19 protein-coding genes are annotated in these 17,475 nt (G+C 67.7%); 10 read left to right on the forward strand and 9 right to left on the reverse strand.

All coding sequences use genetic code 11. The features are described 5' to 3' along the window. Nucleotides 1-42: 42 nt before the first annotated feature. Nucleotides 43-1,263 carry a zinc metallochaperone GTPase ZigA gene (gene zigA, locus JMT67_RS10755; protein WP_201463452.1) on the forward strand — a complete coding sequence of 407 codons (1,221 nt, stop codon included), beginning with the start codon at nucleotides 43-45 and terminating at the stop codon, nucleotides 1,261-1,263. A gap of 50 nt (nucleotides 1,264-1,313) precedes the next feature. Here the strand turns inward: zigA and JMT67_RS10760 are convergent, their stop codons facing one another. Further along, the gene (locus tag JMT67_RS10760; RefSeq protein ID WP_183216438.1) at nucleotides 1,314-1,739 is read right to left on the reverse strand and encodes a hypothetical protein; all 426 of its coding nucleotides are present in this window, start codon (nucleotides 1,737-1,739) and stop codon (nucleotides 1,314-1,316) included. 275 nt (nucleotides 1,740-2,014) lie between these two features. Between JMT67_RS10760 and groES the strand changes: the two genes are divergently transcribed. After that, entirely contained in the window at nucleotides 2,015-2,302 is a 288-nt protein-coding gene (gene groES / locus JMT67_RS10765) for a co-chaperone GroES (protein WP_054764370.1), read from the forward strand. Between the two features lie 137 nt (nucleotides 2,303-2,439). Continuing rightward, the gene (groL, locus tag JMT67_RS10770) at nucleotides 2,440-4,086 is read left to right on the forward strand and encodes a chaperonin GroEL (RefSeq protein ID WP_054764371.1); all 1,647 of its coding nucleotides are present in this window, start codon (nucleotides 2,440-2,442) and stop codon (nucleotides 4,084-4,086) included. Between the two features lie 99 nt (nucleotides 4,087-4,185). On the opposite strand, the gene JMT67_RS10775 is transcribed toward groL, so the two are convergent. Next, the gene (locus JMT67_RS10775; protein WP_054764372.1) at nucleotides 4,186-4,926 is read right to left on the reverse strand and encodes a glycosyltransferase family 2 protein; all 741 of its coding nucleotides are present in this window, start codon (nucleotides 4,924-4,926) and stop codon (nucleotides 4,186-4,188) included. A 75-nt stretch (nucleotides 4,927-5,001) separates the two neighbouring features. Here JMT67_RS10775 and JMT67_RS10780 point away from each other — a divergent pair, with 75 nt between their 5' ends. From JMT67_RS10780 to JMT67_RS10790, 3 genes are all read left to right on the forward strand, one after another. Beyond that, entirely contained in the window at nucleotides 5,002-6,705 is a 1,704-nt protein-coding gene (locus JMT67_RS10780; RefSeq protein ID WP_201463453.1) for an ArnT family glycosyltransferase, read from the forward strand. Further along, nucleotides 6,702-7,616, forward strand: a complete 915-nt coding sequence (locus JMT67_RS10785) for a hydroxymethylglutaryl-CoA lyase (RefSeq protein ID WP_054764374.1) — start codon at nucleotides 6,702-6,704, stop codon at nucleotides 7,614-7,616. Before JMT67_RS10780 ends, JMT67_RS10785 begins: the two co-directional genes overlap by 4 nt. 67 nt (nucleotides 7,617-7,683) lie before the next feature. Further along, a complete protein-coding gene (locus JMT67_RS10790) occupies nucleotides 7,684-8,106 on the forward strand; it encodes a hypothetical protein (RefSeq protein WP_054764375.1) in 423 nt (140 codons plus the stop codon). 179 nt (nucleotides 8,107-8,285) lie between these two features. Here JMT67_RS10790 and JMT67_RS10795 read toward each other — a convergent pair whose 3' ends face one another. From JMT67_RS10795 to trhA, 3 genes are all read right to left on the reverse strand, one after another. Continuing rightward, nucleotides 8,286-8,636 carry a hypothetical protein gene (locus JMT67_RS10795; protein ID WP_201463454.1) on the reverse strand — a complete coding sequence of 117 codons (351 nt, stop codon included), beginning with the start codon at nucleotides 8,634-8,636 and terminating at the stop codon, nucleotides 8,286-8,288. Continuing rightward, a complete protein-coding gene (gene phaR / locus JMT67_RS10800) occupies nucleotides 8,633-9,250 on the reverse strand; it encodes a polyhydroxyalkanoate synthesis repressor PhaR (protein ID WP_201463455.1) in 618 nt (205 codons plus the stop codon). The genes JMT67_RS10795 and phaR overlap by 4 nt, the downstream gene beginning before the upstream one ends. Nucleotides 9,251-9,336: 86 nt before the next feature. Beyond that, nucleotides 9,337-10,050, reverse strand: coding sequence for a PAQR family membrane homeostasis protein TrhA (gene trhA / locus JMT67_RS10805; RefSeq protein WP_201463456.1), 714 nt, complete (start codon nucleotides 10,048-10,050; stop codon nucleotides 9,337-9,339). Nucleotides 10,051-10,207: 157 nt separating this feature from the next. On the opposite strand from trhA, the gene JMT67_RS10810 reads away from it, so the two are divergent. Continuing rightward, nucleotides 10,208-11,383 carry an acetyl-CoA C-acetyltransferase gene (locus tag JMT67_RS10810; RefSeq protein WP_201463457.1) on the forward strand — a complete coding sequence of 392 codons (1,176 nt, stop codon included), beginning with the start codon at nucleotides 10,208-10,210 and terminating at the stop codon, nucleotides 11,381-11,383. 166 nt (nucleotides 11,384-11,549) lie between these two features. Here JMT67_RS10810 and JMT67_RS10815 read toward each other — a convergent pair whose 3' ends face one another. Further along, nucleotides 11,550-13,154: a M20/M25/M40 family metallo-hydrolase gene (locus JMT67_RS10815; RefSeq protein WP_201463458.1), complete on the reverse strand. Its 1,605-nt coding sequence runs from the start codon at nucleotides 13,152-13,154 to the stop codon at nucleotides 11,550-11,552. A gap of 79 nt (nucleotides 13,155-13,233) precedes the next feature. Beyond that, nucleotides 13,234-14,232, reverse strand: coding sequence for a zinc metalloprotease HtpX (htpX, locus tag JMT67_RS10820; protein ID WP_201463459.1), 999 nt, complete (start codon nucleotides 14,230-14,232; stop codon nucleotides 13,234-13,236). A gap of 93 nt (nucleotides 14,233-14,325) precedes the next feature. Between htpX and JMT67_RS10825 the strand changes: the two genes are divergently transcribed. Together JMT67_RS10825 and JMT67_RS10830 are read left to right on the forward strand one after the other, a co-directional pair. Continuing rightward, entirely contained in the window at nucleotides 14,326-14,583 is a 258-nt protein-coding gene (locus JMT67_RS10825) for a DUF1674 domain-containing protein (protein WP_224761134.1), read from the forward strand. 60 nt (nucleotides 14,584-14,643) lie between these two features. Then, a complete protein-coding gene (locus JMT67_RS10830) occupies nucleotides 14,644-15,471 on the forward strand; it encodes a hypothetical protein (protein ID WP_201463461.1) in 828 nt (275 codons plus the stop codon). Here the strand turns inward: JMT67_RS10830 and pyrF are convergent, their stop codons facing one another. Next, a complete protein-coding gene (pyrF, locus tag JMT67_RS10835; RefSeq protein WP_201463462.1) occupies nucleotides 15,472-16,203 on the reverse strand; it encodes an orotidine-5'-phosphate decarboxylase in 732 nt (243 codons plus the stop codon). Between the two features lie 88 nt (nucleotides 16,204-16,291). Here pyrF and JMT67_RS10840 point away from each other — a divergent pair, with 88 nt between their 5' ends. Continuing rightward, nucleotides 16,292-16,987, forward strand: a complete 696-nt coding sequence (locus tag JMT67_RS10840; protein WP_054766783.1) for a MarC family protein — start codon at nucleotides 16,292-16,294, stop codon at nucleotides 16,985-16,987. A gap of 4 nt (nucleotides 16,988-16,991) precedes the next feature. On the opposite strand, the gene JMT67_RS10845 is transcribed toward JMT67_RS10840, so the two are convergent. Beyond that, nucleotides 16,992-17,402: a metallopeptidase family protein gene (locus JMT67_RS10845; protein ID WP_152949231.1), complete on the reverse strand. Its 411-nt coding sequence runs from the start codon at nucleotides 17,400-17,402 to the stop codon at nucleotides 16,992-16,994. Between the last annotated feature and the right edge of the window lie 73 nt (nucleotides 17,403-17,475).

A 17,475-nucleotide genomic window follows, 5' to 3' on the forward strand; every position in this document is an offset into this window, starting at 1 on the left:
GGGCTGTGGTCAAGCTCGGCGCAGCAGCCGTGGAGCGCCGTCATGTCCGAGTTCAAGACCCTGCCCGTCACCGTCCTGTCCGGCTTCCTCGGAGCCGGCAAGACGACCCTGCTGAACCACGTCCTGGCGAACCGCGACGGGCTGCGGGTCGCGGTCATCGTCAACGACATGAGCGAGGTGAACATAGACGCCGCCCTGGTGCGCGACGGGGGCGGGGCGGACCTGTCGCGGACCGAGGAACGGCTGGTGGAGATGTCCAACGGCTGTATCTGCTGCACCCTGCGCGAGGATCTGCTGATCGAGGTCGGCAAGCTGGCGCGCGAGGGGCGGTTCGACTGTCTGCTGATCGAGTCGACCGGAATCTCCGAACCCATGCCGGTCGCCGCCACCTTCGACTTCCGCGACGAGGACGGTTTCAGCCTGTCGGACCTGGCCCGGATCGACACCATGGTGACGGTGGTGGACGCCTTCAACTTCCACCGCGACTATCCCTCGACCGACCGGCTGAAGACTCGCGGCGAACATCTGGGCGAGGACGACGAACGCACGATCGCCAATCTGCTGATCGACCAGATCGAGTTCGCCGACGTCATCGTGCTGAACAAGTGCGATCTGCTCGATGCGACCCAACTCGGGACGCTGAAGGCGATGATGGCCCAGTTCAATCCGCGCGCCCGGATCATCCAGGCAGTGCGCGGCGCCGTGCCCCTGGATCAGGTCGTCGGCACGGGCCTGTTCGACATGGAAAGGGCGGAACAGGCGGCCGGCTGGTCCCAGGCCCTGCGCGGCGAGGTGACGCCCGAGACCGAGGAATACGGCGTCTCAACCTTCGTCTATCGGGCGCGCAGACCCTTTCATCCCCGACGCTTCTACGACCTGCTGCAGCGCGAATGGCCCGGCGTCTGGCGCTCCAAGGGCTTCTTCTGGCTGGCCAGCCGGATGGACTATGTCGGTTCCTGGAGCCAGGCCGGGGCCGTGACCGAACATGAATGGGGCGGACTGTGGTGGGCTTCGGCGCCGCGCGAGCGCTGGCCCGACGACAACGCCGAATGGCTGAAGGCGATCGAGGCCGTCTGGCGACAACCCTATGGCGACCGTCGTCAGGAGATCGTCCTGATCGGCAAGGACATGAACCGCGATCTGCTGACCTCGATGTTCGACGCCGCCCTCTTGACCCGGTTCGAGATGGAGCGCGGGCCCAAGGGCTGGGCCAGGCTGGAGGATCCCTTCCCGCATTGGGGCCCGCGTCGGGACGCGGCATGACAAAAGGGGCGTCTTGATAAGGCGCCCCTTCTGCATTTCACGTCCGCAGTCTACCAGCGGCGATCGTAGCGATAGTCGCGGCGCTCGTCGCGCCGGTCATAGCGCTGGTCGCGGCGCCAGTCGCGATAATCACGGCGCTGCTCCCAGCGCGGATCGCGGCTGTTGATGCCGTGTTCGCGCTCCCAGTGACCCTGGTTCCGGTAGCAGCGGCCGCCGCGGTAATAGCCGCAGTCCGATCCGCGATTGGACGAGGCTGCCGCGCCCAGGGCCGCGCCGGCCAAGGCGCCGCCCGCAATATAGGTTCCGTCGCCATTGCCGTAGACGGCGCCCGCCAGTCCGCCGACGGCGGCGCCGATCAGGGCGTTGCGGGCGGTGTCGTCGCGGTCACGCGACTGGGCCGAAGCCGGGGCGGCGGTCAAGGCCAGGGCGGCGGCGGGGGCGACGACGGCGGCGGTGATTTTCAACAGCTTGGACATGGTCCGTCTCCTCTGAATCGCCTCGCGTCTTCCGGGGATCGCGAGCGTTGAGGTGGTTTTAGCGCGCGCCGTTTGAACGGGTTCGGAGGCCGTGGTTCATCGCGCGTTCATCCGTCGCGGAAGTTTCACACGCGGCGGCGCTTGACGCCCCGCCGCCCTCTGACTAACTCCCGCTCGCGTTAGCACTCTCCGTGGTCGGCTGCTAAAACGGCGGTCGCGGAGAGGCTGACCCATTGTTCAAATCGCCCCATTCGGGGGATCAAGGGAGACAACCGATGGCGTTTCGTCCGCTCGGCGACCGCGTGCTGGTCAAGCGCGTTGAAGAAGAATCCAAGACCAAGGGCGGGATCATCATCCCCGACACCGCCAAGGAAAAGCCCCAGGAAGGCGAAGTCGTCGCCGTCGGCCCCGGCGCCCGCGACGACTCGGGCAAGGTCAACGCCCTGGAGCTGAAGGCCGGCGACCGCATCCTGTTCGGCAAGTGGTCGGGCACGGAAGTGAAGATCGACGGCGAAGACCTGATCATCATGAAAGAGTCGGACGTGCTTGGAGTGCTGAGCTAAGGCTCAGCCCTCAGTGGCGAGTGATCAGTGGCGAGTGGCGAGCAGGTTTCCGGACGAAACCGCCGTCGTCGCCTCAATCTCAGATCCTCGCCACTCGCCACTAACCACTCGCCACTCACACAAAAGGAGCTGCCCGCATGGCCGCTAAAATCGTACAGTTCAACACCGACGCGCGCGACAAGATGCTGCGCGGCGTCAACGTCCTCGCCAACGCCGTCAAGGTGACCCTGGGTCCGAAGGGCCGCAACGTCGTGATCCAGAAGTCCTTCGGCGCCCCGCGCTCGACCAAGGACGGCGTCTCGGTCGCCAAGGAAATCGAGCTGGAAGACGCCTTCGAGAACATGGGCGCCCAGATGATCCGCGAAGTCGCTTCGAAGACGAACGACAAGGCGGGCGACGGCACCACCACCGCGACCGTTCTGGCTCAAGCCATCGTGCAAGAGGGCCTGAAGGCCGTCGCCGCCGGCATGAACCCGATGGATCTGAAGCGCGGCATCGACAAGGCCGTCGGCCTGGTCCTGGAAGAGGTCAAGACCAACTCCAAGCCCGTCTCCAACAACTCGGAAATCGCCCAGGTCGGCACCATTTCGGCCAACGGCGACTCCGAAATCGGCGAGCTGATCGCCCAGGCCATGGCCAAGGTCGGAAATGAAGGCGTGATCACCGTCGAAGAAGCCAAGACCGCCGACACCACCGTCGACGTCGTCGAAGGCATGCAGTTCGACCGCGGCTATCTGAGCCCCTACTTCATCACCAACGCCGACAAGATGGAGGCCGTTCTCGAAGAGCCGCTGATCCTGCTGTTCGAGAAGAAGCTGACCTCGCTGCAGGCCATGCTGCCGATCCTGGAAGCCGTGGTGCAGTCGGGCCGTCCGCTGCTGATCATCGCCGAGGACATCGAAGGCGAAGCCCTGGCCACCCTGGTGGTCAACAAGCTGCGCGGCGGCCTGCGCGTCGCCGCCGTCAAGGCGCCGGGCTTCGGCGACCGCCGCAAGGCCATGCTGGAAGACATCGCCATCCTGACGGGCGGCCAAGTCATCTCGGAAGACCTGGGCATCAAGCTGGAGAGCGTCACGCTCGACATGCTCGGCAAGGCCAAGAAGGTCTCGATCACCAAGGACGACACCACCATCGTCGAAGGCGTGGGTGAGAAGGCCGACATCGAAGCCCGCGTGGCCCAGATCAAGCGCCAGATCGAAGACACCACCTCCGACTACGACAAGGAAAAGCTGCAGGAACGTCTGGCCAAGCTGGCCGGCGGCGTCGCGGTTCTCCGCGTCGGCGGCTCGACCGAAGTCGAAGTGAAGGAAAAGAAGGACCGCGTCGACGACGCCCTGAACGCCACCCGCGCTGCGGCTGACGAAGGCATCGTTCCCGGCGGCGGCATCGCCCTGTTGAAGGCCTCCAAGATCCTGGCCGACGTCAAGGGCGACAACGCCGACCAGAACGCCGGCATCGCCATCATCCGTCGCGCCCTGCAGGCCCCGATCCGTCAGATCGCCGAAAACGCCGGCGTCGAAGGCTCGATCGTGGTCGGCAAGGTGCTGGAGAACAACGACGCCTCCTTCGGCTTCAACGCCCAGACGGAAGAGTACGGCGACCTGGTCAAGATGGGCGTCATCGACCCCGCCAAGGTCGTCCGCACGGCCCTGCAAGACGCCGCTTCGGTGGCCGGCATCCTGATCACCACGGAAGCCGCCGTCGCCGACGCCCCCAAGAAGTCGGGCGGCGCCGCCGCTCCTGACATGGGCGGCATGGGCGGCATGGGTGGCATGGACTTCTAAGTCCAAGCCTTCCGACGCTGAAATGCAGAAGGGCGGGACCGCGAGGTCCCGCCCTTTTCTATTGTCGCGCCCGTTCTGTGAGCGTCTGGATTATCGCGCTCAGAATTCGGAGATCGCCCCCGGCCGGCGCGACCGGCTCTTCAGCCACATGACGCCCAAGAGATCGGCGAAGGCGACCTTCAGCCGGCCCCAGTTGGTGTATTTCGACCGGCCGGTTTCGCGGTGGCGGTGATCGACGTCCAGATACTGGTTTCGGTAACCCTCGCGGATCATCAGGGCCGGCAGATAGCGGTGGATGTGATCGAAATAGGGAAGCCGCAGGAAGACGTCGCGGCGAAAGGCCTTCAGCCCGCAGCCGGTGTCGTCGGCGTCGTCGCCCAGCAGCCGACGACGGATGCGGTTCGCCCAGACCGAGGCCTGGCGTTTGGCGGCGCTGTCCTGGCGCTTGGCCCGTCGCCCGCCGATCAGACCGACGTCTGCGGGGGCCGCAAGCAGGGCGTCCACCAGCCGGGGCGCATCGGCCGGCGGGTTCTGACCGTCGCCGTCCATCGTCACCACCACCGATCCCCGCGCCGCCAGCACCCCGGTGCGCACCGCCCGGCTCTGGCCCGCATTGGTTCCGTGGGCCAGAACCCGCAAGGTCGGCAGTTCGGCCATGGCCGCCTTCAGCTCGGCCAAGGTCGCGTCCCTGGAGGCGTCGTCGACGAAGATCATTTCATAGGACCGGCCGGCGAAGGCGGCCGCGATTTCACGCGCCAGGGGCACGGCGGCGCCGGCCTCGTCGTGAACGGGAACCACGACGGAGATCTGGGGCGCGTCAGGAGCGATTTGGGCGGTCATGCCGCTCCATAGACGAGATCGACGGCTTAGGGGAGACGGCTGACGCCGGCCCGGTCCCCGTGTAAGGAGTCTCTCATGAAGAGCTTCGATCTGGATCGCCGCATCGCCGGCTGGAGAGGCCCCCTGCTGGCGGCCCTGTTGACGCTGGTCGCCGGCCTGCCGGGCCTGCTGCTCCTGCCGCCGCTGGATCGGGACGAAAGCCGCTTCGCCCAGGCCACCGTCCAGATGCTGGAGAGCGGCGACTATGTGGACATCCGCTTCCAAGACGAGCCGCGCTGGAAGAAGCCGGTCGGCATCTATTGGCTGCAGGCCGCCGCCGTCGCCCTGACCTCGGACCCCGAGGATCGCGAGATCGCCCCCTATCGGATCCCCTCTCTCCTGGGGGCCATGCTGGCCGCCTGGGCTGTCGCCTGGGCGGGTTCGGCCCTGCTGGGCGCGCGCGTCGGCTTCTTCGGCGGCGCGATCATGGGGGCGACCTTCCTTCTGTCCACCGAGGCCGGGATCGCCAAGACGGACGCCATGCTGTGCGGCGCCACCACCCTGGCCATGGCCGCCCTGGCGCGAATCTATATGGCGACCCGAGCCGGGGAACGACCGATCCGGCCCCACAAGCTTCTGTTCTGGCTGGGCCTGGGGCTGTCGATCCTGATCAAGGGGCCGATCGGCCTTCTGGTCGTGGCCCTGGCGATCCTGGCCCTGTCGATCTGGGACCGCGACGTCCGCTGGCTGGGCCGGCTGGGCTGGGGCTGGGGCCTGCCGCTGGTGGCCCTGATGGTCGGCCCCTGGGCGATCGCCATCACCATCGCCACCGACGGGGGCTTCTGGCGGGAAGCCATCGGCGGCGACCTGGCGCCCAAGATCGCCGGGGCCCATGAAAGCCATTCCGGCTTCCGGGGGATGTATGTGCTTCTCGCGCCCCTGCTGTTCTTCCCCTCCACCCTGCTGCTGCCTGCCGCCGTCGCGACCGGCTGGTCCCGTCGGGCCGAGCCGGCCATTCGCTTCCTGGTCTGCTGGCTGGTTCCCGGCTGGCTGATGTTCGAACTGGCCCCGACCAAGCTGTGGCACTACACCCTGCCGACCTTCGGCGCCCTGGCCCTGTTGGCCGCCGCCGCCCTGGCCCGGCCGATCGGCAAGGTCTCGCGGATCACCGGCGCGGCCCTGGCGGTATTCGCCGCCGTCCTGATCTGCGGCATCACCGTCTATGGCTTGACCGTCTACGGCACCTCGACGGCCCAGACCTGGGCGGCTCTGACGGTCGGATCGACCCTGGCGGCGGCGGCTGTCGGCGGCTTCCTGCTGTTGAACCGGGCGCCGGCGGCGGCGCTGGTCGCGTCCCTGGCCTTTGGAATCGTGGCCCACGCCGCCTTGTCGGGCACCATCCGCCAACTGCGCCCCCTGGCCATCGCACCGAGACTGGAGAAAACCCTTGAGGCGGCGGACCTGCATCCCCGCCAGGGCCGCACCCCTGGACCGGTCGCCATCACCGGCTTCCATGAGCCGAGCTTCGTCTTCCTGACGGGCCGCGACACTGAACTGACCGACGCCCAAGGCGCGGCCGACGCCCTGGCCGAAGGACGGCCGGCCATCGTCGAGGGACGCGACGCCGACGCCTTCCGCGCCGCCGCCGGGCGGCTGGGTGTGGCGGGCCGGGCGGTCGGCGTGGTGCGGGGCTACAACTATTCCGCCGGAGACGAGGTGAGCCTGACCGTCTATGCGCCTCCGCCCCGCACGGCGGAGCCTGCGACGCAAGCCGCCCCCGCGACGGCGGCGACGCGATGAGCCGCCTCATCCAGATCGTCGAGGTCGGGCCCCGTGACGGGCTTCAAAACGAAAAGGCCGTGCTGGACCCCGCCGTCCGCGCCGAGCTGGTGCGGCGGCTGGAGGCGGCCGGAGCCCGGCGGATCGAGGCCGTCTCCTTCGTCCATCCTAAATATGTGCCGCAGATGGCCGGGGCGGAAACGGTGATGGCGGCCCTGCCTCACGAAGCCGGACGCAGCCGCATCGGTCTGGTGCTGAACGGCCGAGGCTATGATCGCGCCCTGACCACGGCCGTGGACGAGGTCAATGTCTCGCTTTCCGCCACCGACGGCTTCGGCCTGAAGAACCAGGGCCTGGCCGTCAAGGACCAGCTGGCTATGCTGGGCGAGATCGTCGCCCGCCGTCACAACAGCCAGACGTCCGACGTTGTCCCCTCTCTGTCGGCGACCCTGTCATGCGTCTGGGGCTGTCCGTTTGACGGAGAAGTCTCGGTTCAGCAGGTCGGCGACCTTGTGGGGGCGATCGGCGCCTTGGGCGTCGGTGAAATCGCCCTGGCCGACACCATCGGCGCCGGAGATCCCTGGGCGGTGACGCGCAAGGTCGAGGCCGCCCGCCGGGCGGCGCCGGAGGCGCGCCTGCGCCTGCATTTCCACGACACGCGCAACACCGGCCTGGCCAACGCCTATGCCGGCGTGGAGGCGGGGGTGGACGTGTTGGACGCCTCGGTCGGCGGCATCGGCGGCTGTCCCTTCGCGCCCGGCGCCACCGGAAACATCGCCACCGAAGATCTGGTCTATATGCTGGAGCGCGCGGGTTTTCAGACCGGCTATGATCTGGACGCCCTGATCGAAACGGCGCGCTGGATCGGTGCGGTGCTCGGCCGCCCCGCCCCGTCCGCCCTTAGCCGGGCAGGCGGCTTTCCCCGCAGGTGACGAACGGAGGCAATAGGGTTAATCAGACTTAAGAAGCGCAGCCGTTGCGCCGGGGAGAGGAGCCGCCATGCTGATCGCCATACCCCTGCTGCTGATCCCGGTGGTCCTCTACAATATCGTCGTGCTGTTCGGCGCAGACGGAAACGGCGGCATGAGCCAGGCCGACGCCCTGCTGCGTGATCCGCTGTTCTCCATTCCCATGGCGTCAGGGGCCCAGTGGAATGTGGGCTCGGGCGACCTGATCCTGTTCGTCGGCCTGATCCTGCTGTTCTTCGAACTGGTGAAATCGACGTCGAGCCAGAGGGTGGCCATCGTCAATCACGCCCTGTCGATGGTCCTGTTCATCATCGTCCTGGTCGAATTCCTGCTGATCCGCGGCTTCGCCACCTCGACCTTCTTCCTGATCGTGGTGATGATCCTGCTGGACGTGCTGGCCGGCTTCATCGTGACCATCATCGCGTCGCGCAAGGATTTCGACCTAGCCAACTGACGGCCGGTGCGCGGGGCGGCGAAAAGACGATTTAGGAAAAGGCGGTGAAGATCAGCGCCACGACGGCGACGTCGAAGACCTTGGCGGCGAGGCTGAGGGCGGCGGGCATGGCGTGTCCTGGCGGAGGCGTTTCGATACGCCTTCAGCAAGTTCCGTGCCGCCCGACGCCTAACGCCCGATCAGACGTCGGTCTTGGACGCGCGCCCGACCGGCGGCCGTCGCTCGGCCTCGCCCGAATACTCAGCCCCCAAATAGGCGGCGCGCGCGGCGTTCAGAACCGGAGGACCGCCCTTCAGGCCGCGCCTTTGCCCCTTCTGGCCCATCTGCTGGGCCACAAAGGCCGCCGCGCCGGGTTCGCCGGCCGTATGGACGGCAGGTCTTGCCGAGGACCCCGTTGCAGTCTCGGTCAGCGGCGCCGGGACCAGGGCCTTCGCCGCCGCCTGCTGAGCGCGCCGTTCACGCTCGCGCCTTTCGCCTTCGCGGCGATCCACGCGCTCAGGTCCGCTGACCGCCTGGATCCGATCGGTCATTTCGGCTTGGACCCGGCGAGACGGTCGATCTGGGCGCGCATTTCGTCCATCTGGCGGCGCATCTCCTCCAGGGCGTCGCTGTCTGCGGCCGCCTTGGTTTCCGCCGCCGGCGGGGCGGCCGGCTCGCTTCGGCCATAGCCGAAGCCGGGGAACATCTGCATCGCCCGTTCGAACACGGCCATATTGGTCTTGGCCGCCTCCTCGATCAGGGTCGCGCCGGCGCCGGCGCCGAAGGCCCGGCTCATCTGACTGGCGAACTGCTCCTGCTGACGGCTGAAGTTGGTCAGGGACATTTCCAGATAGGAGGGCAGAACGCCCTGCATCGAGCCGCCGTAGAAGCCGATCAGCTGACGCAGGAACTGGACCGGCAGCAGGGCCTCGCCCCGGCTTTCCTCTTCGAAGATGATCTGCGTCAGGATCTGGCGCGTCAGGTCGTCGTTGGTCTTGGCGTCATAGACGACGAACTCGGTCCCCTCGCGCACCATGGCGGCAAGGTCGTCCAAGGTCACGTAGGTGCTGCTGCGCGTATTGTAGAGACGCCGGTTCGCATACTTTTTGATGACGACCTGATCGCCTTCGCCGGTCTTTCCGCCCTTGGTGTTTTCGTCAGCCACGCTTGTTCTCGCGATTTTGCAACGCACCACTATCGTCCGTTGCGGCGCGAAGCGCTAGAGGCTGATCTCAAGGGCGACGGAAGGCCTCAGTGGCTCATGGCCGGAGCCAGGACGACGCCGACCAGGACGGCCGTCCAATGCACCGTCGCCCCGGTGACGACGAAACCGTGCCAGATGGCGCGGCGGAACCGCACCTTCGGGCTGATGAAGACCAGAACCCCCGCCGTATAGATCAACCCGCCCAGAACCAGCAGGGCCAGGGCGACGGGGTGGACCGTCTCCACCATCGGCTTCAGAGCCGCGACGGCCAGCCAGCCGAAAACGACATAGACCGCGCTCCAGAACCGGTCGGATATGCGCGGCGCGAACAGCTTCACCCCGGCGCCCACGAAGGCCAGGGTCCAGATCAGGGCGGTGAAGCCGATCGACCAGAGACCTTCGAACCTCTGGGTGGTGAAGGGGGTGTAGCTGCCGGCGATCATCAGGAAGATGGCCGCCTCGTCCAGGCGACGCAGCACCGGACGGGCCGCGCACGGGTTGGTCCAGTTATACAGGGTCGAGGCGGTCAGCATGCCGATCAGGCACAGGGCGTAGATGGCCGTGGCCAGAACGCCTCCAACCCCCGTATAGACGCCCGCCAGACCCGCTAGAACGACGCCGCCGACGGCCGCCAGCATCAGACCCACCGCATGGACCCAGAGGTCCGCCAGCCTTTCGGCGCGGGTCTGATAGTGCTCGATCATGTCCAGCTCGTCCGGCGTGCAGACATGGGTGACAAGGCGTTTCAGCGTTCCCAGCATGGCCAATCAAATCCAAGATCGTCCCTATCGTTCCGACACAATGCGCCGTCAGGATGACGAAGGACTGAATCCGAGGCGGTGTTTCCTCCGACAGGTGACGAAGCCGCCCATATGCGGCAAAAGAGCCACTCGATAATTCCGCAGAGAGTGAAATCCCATGACCGAGGTCGTCATCGTCTCCGCCGCCCGCACCCCCGTCGGGTCGTTCCTCGGCGCCCTGTCGTCCTTGCCCGCCTCCAAGCTGGGCGAGATCGCCATCAAGGCGGCGCTGGAGCGGGCCGGGGTCGCGGGTGATGAGGTGGACGAGGTGATCCTGGGCCATGTGCTTCAGGCTGCGGCCGGCCAGGGCCCGGCGCGTCAGGCGGCGGTCGGCGCCGGCGTGCGCCAGTCCGCCCCGGCATGGAGCCTGAACCAGATCTGCGGTTCCGGCCTGCGGGCCGTCGCCGTCGCCGCCCAGCAGATCGCCCTGGGCGACGCCGGGATCGTGGTCGCCGGCGGACAGGAGAGCATGAGCCAGGCGCCCCACGCCCAGCAGCTGCGCACGGGCCACAAGATGGGCGACGTCGCCCTGATCGACACCATGATCAAGGACGGGCTGTGGGACGCCTTCAACGGCTATCACATGGGCCAGACCGCCGAGAACATCGCCGACAAATGGGGCATCACCCGCGAGGCCCAGGACGAGTTCGCCCTGGCCAGCCAGCACAAGGCCGAGGCGGCGCAGAAGGCCGGCAGGTTCGCGGAGGAGATCACCCCGGTCGTCATCCCCGGCAAGAAGGGCGACGTGGTCGTGGACCAGGACGAATACATCCGCCAAGGCGCCACCCTGGAGCTGATGCAGAAGCTGCGGCCCGCCTTCGCCAAGGACGGCAGCGTCACCGCCGCCCACGCCTCAGGCCTGAACGACGGCGCCGCCGCCCTGGTGCTGATGAGCGCCGAAGAGGCGAAGGCGCGCGGGCTTGAGCCCCTGGCCCGCATCGCCGCCTCCGCCACCGCCGGGGTCGACCCGTCGATCATGGGCACGGGGCCGATCCCCGCCTCGAAGAAGGCGCTGGAAAAGGCGGGTTGGACGGTCGCGGATTTGGACCTGATCGAATCCAACGAGGCCTTCGCCGCCCAGAGCCTGTGCGTGGTCAAGGAGCTGGGCCTCGACCCGGCCAAGGTCAACGTCAACGGCGGCGCCATCGCCATCGGCCATCCCATCGGCGCCTCGGGCGCCCGCATCCTGACCACGCTTCTGTTCGAGATGAAGCGGTCCGGCGCGAAGAAGGGCCTCGCCACCCTGTGCATCGGCGGGGGAATGGGCGTGGCGATGTGCGTGGAGCGGGCGTGACCTGAAACTTCCTTCTCCCGTTGGGAGAAGGTGGCCGCGAAGCGGACGGATGAGGGCCGGACGGTGGGACAGTCGCACCGCCGCAACCCTCTCCCTTTCGCGCGAGACCGATCGCTACGCTCTCGGGCGCTCAAGCCCTCTCCCAATGGGAGAGGGGATCCGCTTATCAGTCCGCCGGATATTCGTACGGGTCCGTCGGCGTCGGCTCGGTCGGCAGGGGCATGCGCGGCAGGGGCTCGTCGCGGTTGGCCGCGTTCAGCAGGAAGCTGGCCAGGATAATCGCCGCCTGACGCATGTCCTCCGGCTTCAGGTGGTCATAGCTGTCGATACTGGTGTGGTGCAGGCGACTGGAATAGTCGAGCGGATCCTGAATGAACTGATACCCCGGCACGCCGACCGTCTGCATATAGACGTGGTCGGTGCCGCCCGAAGGGCGCAGGGACACGGTGGTCGCCCCCATGCTGGCGAAGGGCGCAAGCCATTCCTGGAAGATCGGGACTGCGGCCACATTGCCCTCGGCGTTGATGCCCCGGATCTTGCCCGAGCCGTTGTCCAGGTTGAAATAGGCGACCAGATCCCGATAGCCTTCGCGCGGCTGGATCGGCCAGCGGCTGCGCCAGGTTCGGTTGTTCGGCAGGTTCGCCAACGCTGGATCGTTCGAGGGCGCGCGAGTGGCCAGATGCCTGTCGACATAGGCCAAAGAGCCCAGGATGCCCTGTTCCTCGCCGCTCCACAGGGCGAAACGGATGGTGCGTTTGGGCCTCACGTTCAGGGTCTTCAGGATGCGTGCGGCCTCCATGACCACTGCGCTGCCGGCGGCGTTGTCCACCGCTCCGTCCGAAGCGACCCAGCTGTCCAGATGGGCGCCCGCCATGACGTATTCGCTGGTTCCCCCGCTGCCGGGGATGTCGGCCAGGATGTTGTAGGCGTTGACGTCCTCGTCATGGAACTGGACCTCGCTCATCAGTTCCAGCGTGGGCGGCGTATCGGTCAGGGCCAGCCGCGCCAGACGACGATAGTCCTCAGCCGCCAGCTCCATGCCCGCCAGCTTGGGCGTCGCGCCGACCTGATAGGTATAGCCCGTGCCGTGCAGCAGGCCGCCGTCCCGCTGGGAAATCCTCACCCAGGCCAGGGCGCCCTGTTCGACCAGGAAGGCGTCGAGCCGCGCCGCGAAATCGGCCGTCTTCAGCTGACGCTCGATCGCAGCGGGCGAATACTGGGGTTGGACATAGGTGTTGCGCTCGGCCAGCTCGGCGCTGGTCCAGCGTTTGAAGGCCGGCTCGGTCGGTTCGGACCCCGTGCCGGGCTGGGACAGCATGACGATCTTGCCCGACAGCTTGCCCCGCCATTTGTCGAAATCCTCGACCTTGGAGATCGGCGCCACGATGACGCCGCCGCTGATCACCCCGTTGGTCGAAGGGGTCCAGGCCACCGGAATGGCCCGCAGGTCCAGCGGTCGCGGCGCCGTCATGCGGGCGCTGGAGCGGACGATGGACCAGCCCCGCCCGAACTCGAACCCTTCGGCCCGGACGTTCGACAGGCCCCAGTCGCGGAACTGCTGTTGGGTCCAGCGTTCCGCCTCGCGCATCTGCGGCGAATTGGTCATTCGCCCGCCGATCCGATCCGTCAAATAGGCGGCCGTCTGCATCACCTGGCTGTGGTTCAGCCCCTGGTCGATGATGCCGTTGACGGTGGTCCGGTTGACGGACTGGGCCGCGACCGGCGTGGCCAGAAGAGCGGCGGCGGAAACGAAGGCGAGCAGACGCGACATAGGACCCCCTGATTGGCTTAGTTTGCTATCTGACGGAATCCTCGACTGAAGTGCAAATCCAAAAGGCCCGGCGCGACGCTCAACCCCAGGGACCGCGCGGTTCGGCCGGCGTGGCGGGCACGCCTGTCGTCAGGCGCCGATGCGTCGCGGGGACCGCCGAGATCGGAACCGCCGGGGCGGACGCGGGCGCCGCCTGGCGCGGCCGCATCCCCATCTTCGCGCCCAGTTCCACCAGAGCCCGAACGCGATTTCCGGTCGCCGGGTGGGTCGAGAACAGATTGTCCGCCCCGCGCCCGGCCAGGGGGTTGATGATGAACAGCTGTCCGGAGGCGGGATTGCGCTCGGCCGTCGGATTGTGGATCCGCTTGGCGTAGGCCTCGATCTTCTGCAGGGCGGAGGCCAGGGCGTGAGGGTCATTGGCGATCTCCGCCCCGACGCGATCGGCCTCATATTCGCGGCTGCGCGAGATCGCCATCTGCACCAGGCCGGCGGCCATGGGCGCCAGGATCATCAGGGCCAGGGTTCCGATAAGGCCGCCCGAACCGCTTTCCTGGCGCTCGCGGTCGTCGCCGCCCTGGAAGAACAGGGCGAAATTGGCCAGGGCGGCGATGGCCCCGGCGATGGTGGCCGTCACCGTCATGATCAGGGTGTCGCGGTTCTTCACATGGGCCAGCTCGTGCGCCATCACGCCGCGCACCTCGTCGCGGGTCAGCATGTCCAGAAGACCGGTGGTGGCGCAGACGGCGGCGCGTTCAGGGTTCCGGCCGGTGGCGAAGGCGTTGGGCTGGTCGCTGGGGATGATCGCGACCTGGGGCTGGGGCAGGCCGGCGTCGCGCGCCATCTGGCGCACGTCGGCGACATAGTTGCGGACCACCGCATTGGGATGCTGCTCATCGACCGGCTGGGCCCGGTACATCTTCATGACGATCTTGTCGGCGTTCCAATAGCTGAACAGATTCATGCCGCCGGCGAAGACCAGGGCGATCGCCATGCCGGTCGCGCCGCCGATCAGATAGCCGAGCCCCGCGAAAAGGGCGGTGAGGGCGGCCAGAAGAATGAAGGTCTTCAGATGGTTCATCGTCGTTCCGGGACCGTCGGCGGCTTTTTGTGGCGTCGCGGCTTTGATCGACTATTTGAGGCCATGAGCCGCCGTCCTCAAGGGAGCCGACCTGTGACCGAACATCCCACCCCCGATCCGGCCGAAGCTGCGGCGGAGGATGGGGAAACCCCCGCCTTCAACCAGGACGTCCCCCACGCCACGCCCGAAAGACCGCTGAGCACGGTCGCCCGCCGCGCCCTGCTGGAGGCGGCCGAACGCCGCATGGCCGAGGAGGGCGCGGCGGCCGCAACCGAATACGGCGGTCCGACGGGGCCTGAACCGACCCGCTACGGCGATTGGGAGAAAAAGGGTCTGGCCGTCGATTTCTGACGGGCGCCGACGGCGCGACAATTGCCGAGACAAGACTCAAGTCAAGGAGTCTGTCCCGCAATGACACAGCCCATCATCGCCGCCGCGTCTGCGGTCCTCCTGCTTTCCGCCGCACCCGCTCTGGCGGGCGGTCCTTCAGGCGCTCACGGCGGCGGCTGTGGAGGCTGCGGCGGCGGGCATCAGGGCGGACACCCCGGCGGCGGTCATTACGGCGGCGGCCACAACAGCAACGTCAATGTGAACGTGAATGCGAATGCGGGGGCCAACGCCTCGGCCTACGCCGGAGCTTCGGCCTATTCGGCGATCAACGCCCGCGCCTATTCCCAGTCGTCCAGCTTCAGCCGTCACGGCGGAGGCGGGGGCGGGGTTGTCTATGTCGGCGGCGGCTATGCCGAGGGCGGCGCCGTCGGCGGGAGCTATGCGTCCGCCCCGGCGGTGGTCTTCGTGGGGCCTGCGCCCGTCAGCGCCCCTGTCGGCTATCCGGTCTATGGCTTCGGTCGCGACTATATCGGCTGGCGCCCCTATCGGCCTCAGCCGCCGATCGACTGCGGCTGCCGCCCGCCGTATCCCGGTCACCACCGCGAGATGCGCTACGAGGATCGGCGCGACCTGAGCCGCCGAGACGCCTATGAGGCGCACGTCTACGAAGAGCGCGCCTATGAAGAGCGGGCCTATGAGGCGGGCGGCTATTATAGGGAGGAAGGGTCCGTTCCGGCGCCGACGCCCTATGTCGAACACCCGCCGATCTACAGGGAGCCTGAACCCCTGCCGCCGCCGCCGCCGCCGCCGCCGACGGACTATTACGGCGACCTGCCGCCGCCCGGCAATGTTCCGCCGCAAGCCCCGCCCCGCCAGTATTACGCCCAGGAACCGGGCGAGCGCGGCTGATCAGATCAGGGCGATGCTTTCGGCGACGGCCAGGGCGGCGGCGCGGGGGTCGGCCGCCGCCGTGATCGGCCGGCCGATCACCAGATGGGTGGCGCCGGCCTGAAGCGCAGCCTCGGGCGTGGCGGCGCGGGCTTGATCGTCCAGGGCCGACCCCGCAGGCCGCACGCCGGGCGTCACGATCAGAAAGTCGGGCCGGCCGGCGGCCTGTGCGACCTCGCGCACCCGGGCCGCCTCCTGCGGGCTGGAGACCACCCCGTCGATCCCCGCCTCGAGCGCCTGCCGCACACGCAGCTCCACCAGTTCGGCCGGCGACAGACTGTGGTCGTCCGCCGCCAGATCCTCGGCCGTCAGGCTGGTCAGAACGGTCACGCCCAAAACCTTGAGCCCTGATCCGGCCACGCCCCGCGCCGCCGCCGCCATGACCTGGGGCCGGGCGTGGACGGTCAGGAGGTCGCAACCCGAGGCCGCCAGATTGGCCGCCGCCTTTTCGACCGTCGCGCCGATGTCGTGCAGCTTCCAGTCCAGAAACACCTTGCGGCCCTCGGCCTTCAGGTCGCGCGCCAGCTCCATGCCGCCGACGGCGAACAGCTGCAGCCCGATCTTGTAGAAGCCCGCCGCATCCTGAACCCGCCCGACCAGGGCGGCGGCCTCTGCGACCGTCGGCACGTCCAGGGCGCAGATGATCCGTTCGTCGGGACCGCGATTGGGGGCGACGGTTTGGACCTGGGTCATCGACGGACTCGCGCTGAGCGGCTATGCCGGGACGCTGAAGGTGCGTCGGCGCGGCCGGCGTGTTGAATTTCAAGAGCGAGGCGAGGCGATGAACGCGGTCGATCTGGGTGTCAACCTGTTCGTGACCCTGTTCGCCCTGTTGGACCCGATCGGCAATCTGCCGATCTTCGCCGCCGCCACCGCCGGGGCCACCCTGCGTCAGCGGATCTCGGTCTCGGCCCTGATCTGCCTGTTCGCCATGCTGTTCCTCAGCTTCTTCCTGTTCACGGGCTTGGGCCTGCTGCAGTTCTTCGGCATTTCCCTGGCGGCCTTCCGCATCGCCGGGGGCATTTTGCTGCTGTTCCTGGGGCTGGACATGGCGCGCGGGGACTTCCTGGCGATGTTCGCCGACAAGGACGCCTTGAGCGACAGCAAGGATGTGCGCGGCTACGCCCGCCGGCGGTTCCAGCGTCTGGTCGTGCCCTTCGCCATCCCGCTGATGATCGGTCCGGGCGCCATCTCGGCCGTGATCATCAATGCGGGCGAGGCCGCTCAACTGGGTTACGCCGGCATGGCGGGCTCGGTCGTCGCCATCGCCGCCGCCTGCGTCGTCTCCTGCATCTGTTTCGCCCTCACCGGCTATCTGAGCCGGGTGCTGGGCGAGGTCGGCATGGCCATCATCGTCAAGGTGCTGGGCCTGATCCTGTGCGCCCTGGCCATCCAGTTCATCCTGCTGGGCCTGGGCGAAGCCATCCCCGGCATGATCTCCGGCGCCGTGACCACCCCCTATCCCGCCGCCTCCTGAAGCTTCAGTCGGCGGCGTCCTCGATGGCGTGGATGTCGTCGTCGGACAGGCCGAAATGGTGGCCGATCTCGTGGATCAGGACATGGGCGATCAGCTCGGCCAGGCCCACGTCGCCGCGCTCGCACCATTCGTCCAGTATGGGGCGGCGATACAGGAAGATCCGCGAGGGCTCGGGCGCCGGCCCCAGGCTGTCGCGCCGCCCGATGTCCACCCCGTAGTAGAGGCCGGTCAGTTCGAAGGGGTCTTCGATCTCCATCTCGGCCAGGGTCTGTTCGTCGGCGAAGTCGTCGATGCGGAACACCACCTCCCCCGCCGCCGCCCTGAACTCGGCCGGCAGGGCGTCGAAGGCCTGACGGGCCAGACGCGCGAAATCGTCCAGGGAGGGGGCGAAAAGGTCGGGAGCGGGCTCTGTCATCCGTCCGCTATCGCCGCGGTCGGCGGGGCGCGCAACGGGGCGCGATGACGCGATCGGAGAGTCTGACTTTTTC

This window comes from Brevundimonas aurantiaca (assembly GCF_904830995.1).
GTDB classification, from domain to species: domain Bacteria; phylum Pseudomonadota; class Alphaproteobacteria; order Caulobacterales; family Caulobacteraceae; genus Brevundimonas; species Brevundimonas aurantiaca.

What these genes read in the sequence shown, in the direction of transcription:
- zigA (WP_201463452.1), top strand. Translation starts at nt 43, where the DNA reads ATGTCCGAGTTCAAGACCCTGCCCGTCACCGTCCTGTCCGGCTTCCTC.
- JMT67_RS10760 (WP_183216438.1), bottom strand. Translation starts at nt 1,739, where the DNA reads ATGTCCAAGCTGTTGAAAATCACCGCCGCCGTCGTCGCCCCCGCCGCC.
- groES (WP_054764370.1), top strand. Translation starts at nt 2,015, where the DNA reads ATGGCGTTTCGTCCGCTCGGCGACCGCGTGCTGGTCAAGCGCGTTGAA.
- groL (WP_054764371.1), top strand. Translation starts at nt 2,440, where the DNA reads ATGGCCGCTAAAATCGTACAGTTCAACACCGACGCGCGCGACAAGATG.
- JMT67_RS10775 (WP_054764372.1), bottom strand. Translation starts at nt 4,926, where the DNA reads ATGACCGCCCAAATCGCTCCTGACGCGCCCCAGATCTCCGTCGTGGTT.
- JMT67_RS10780 (WP_201463453.1), top strand. Translation starts at nt 5,002, where the DNA reads ATGAAGAGCTTCGATCTGGATCGCCGCATCGCCGGCTGGAGAGGCCCC.
- JMT67_RS10785 (WP_054764374.1), top strand. Translation starts at nt 6,702, where the DNA reads ATGAGCCGCCTCATCCAGATCGTCGAGGTCGGGCCCCGTGACGGGCTT.
- JMT67_RS10790 (WP_054764375.1), top strand. Translation starts at nt 7,684, where the DNA reads ATGCTGATCGCCATACCCCTGCTGCTGATCCCGGTGGTCCTCTACAAT.
- JMT67_RS10795 (WP_201463454.1), bottom strand. Translation starts at nt 8,636, where the DNA reads ATGACCGATCGGATCCAGGCGGTCAGCGGACCTGAGCGCGTGGATCGC.
- trhA (WP_201463456.1), bottom strand. Translation starts at nt 10,050, where the DNA reads ATGCTGGGAACGCTGAAACGCCTTGTCACCCATGTCTGCACGCCGGAC.
- JMT67_RS10810 (WP_201463457.1), top strand. Translation starts at nt 10,208, where the DNA reads ATGACCGAGGTCGTCATCGTCTCCGCCGCCCGCACCCCCGTCGGGTCG.
- JMT67_RS10815 (WP_201463458.1), bottom strand. Translation starts at nt 13,154, where the DNA reads ATGTCGCGTCTGCTCGCCTTCGTTTCCGCCGCCGCTCTTCTGGCCACG.
- htpX (WP_201463459.1), bottom strand. Translation starts at nt 14,232, where the DNA reads ATGAACCATCTGAAGACCTTCATTCTTCTGGCCGCCCTCACCGCCCTT.
- JMT67_RS10830 (WP_201463461.1), top strand. Translation starts at nt 14,644, where the DNA reads ATGACACAGCCCATCATCGCCGCCGCGTCTGCGGTCCTCCTGCTTTCC.
- pyrF (WP_201463462.1), bottom strand. Translation starts at nt 16,203, where the DNA reads ATGACCCAGGTCCAAACCGTCGCCCCCAATCGCGGTCCCGACGAACGG.
- JMT67_RS10840 (WP_054766783.1), top strand. Translation starts at nt 16,292, where the DNA reads ATGAACGCGGTCGATCTGGGTGTCAACCTGTTCGTGACCCTGTTCGCC.
- JMT67_RS10845 (WP_152949231.1), bottom strand. Translation starts at nt 17,402, where the DNA reads ATGACAGAGCCCGCTCCCGACCTTTTCGCCCCCTCCCTGGACGATTTC.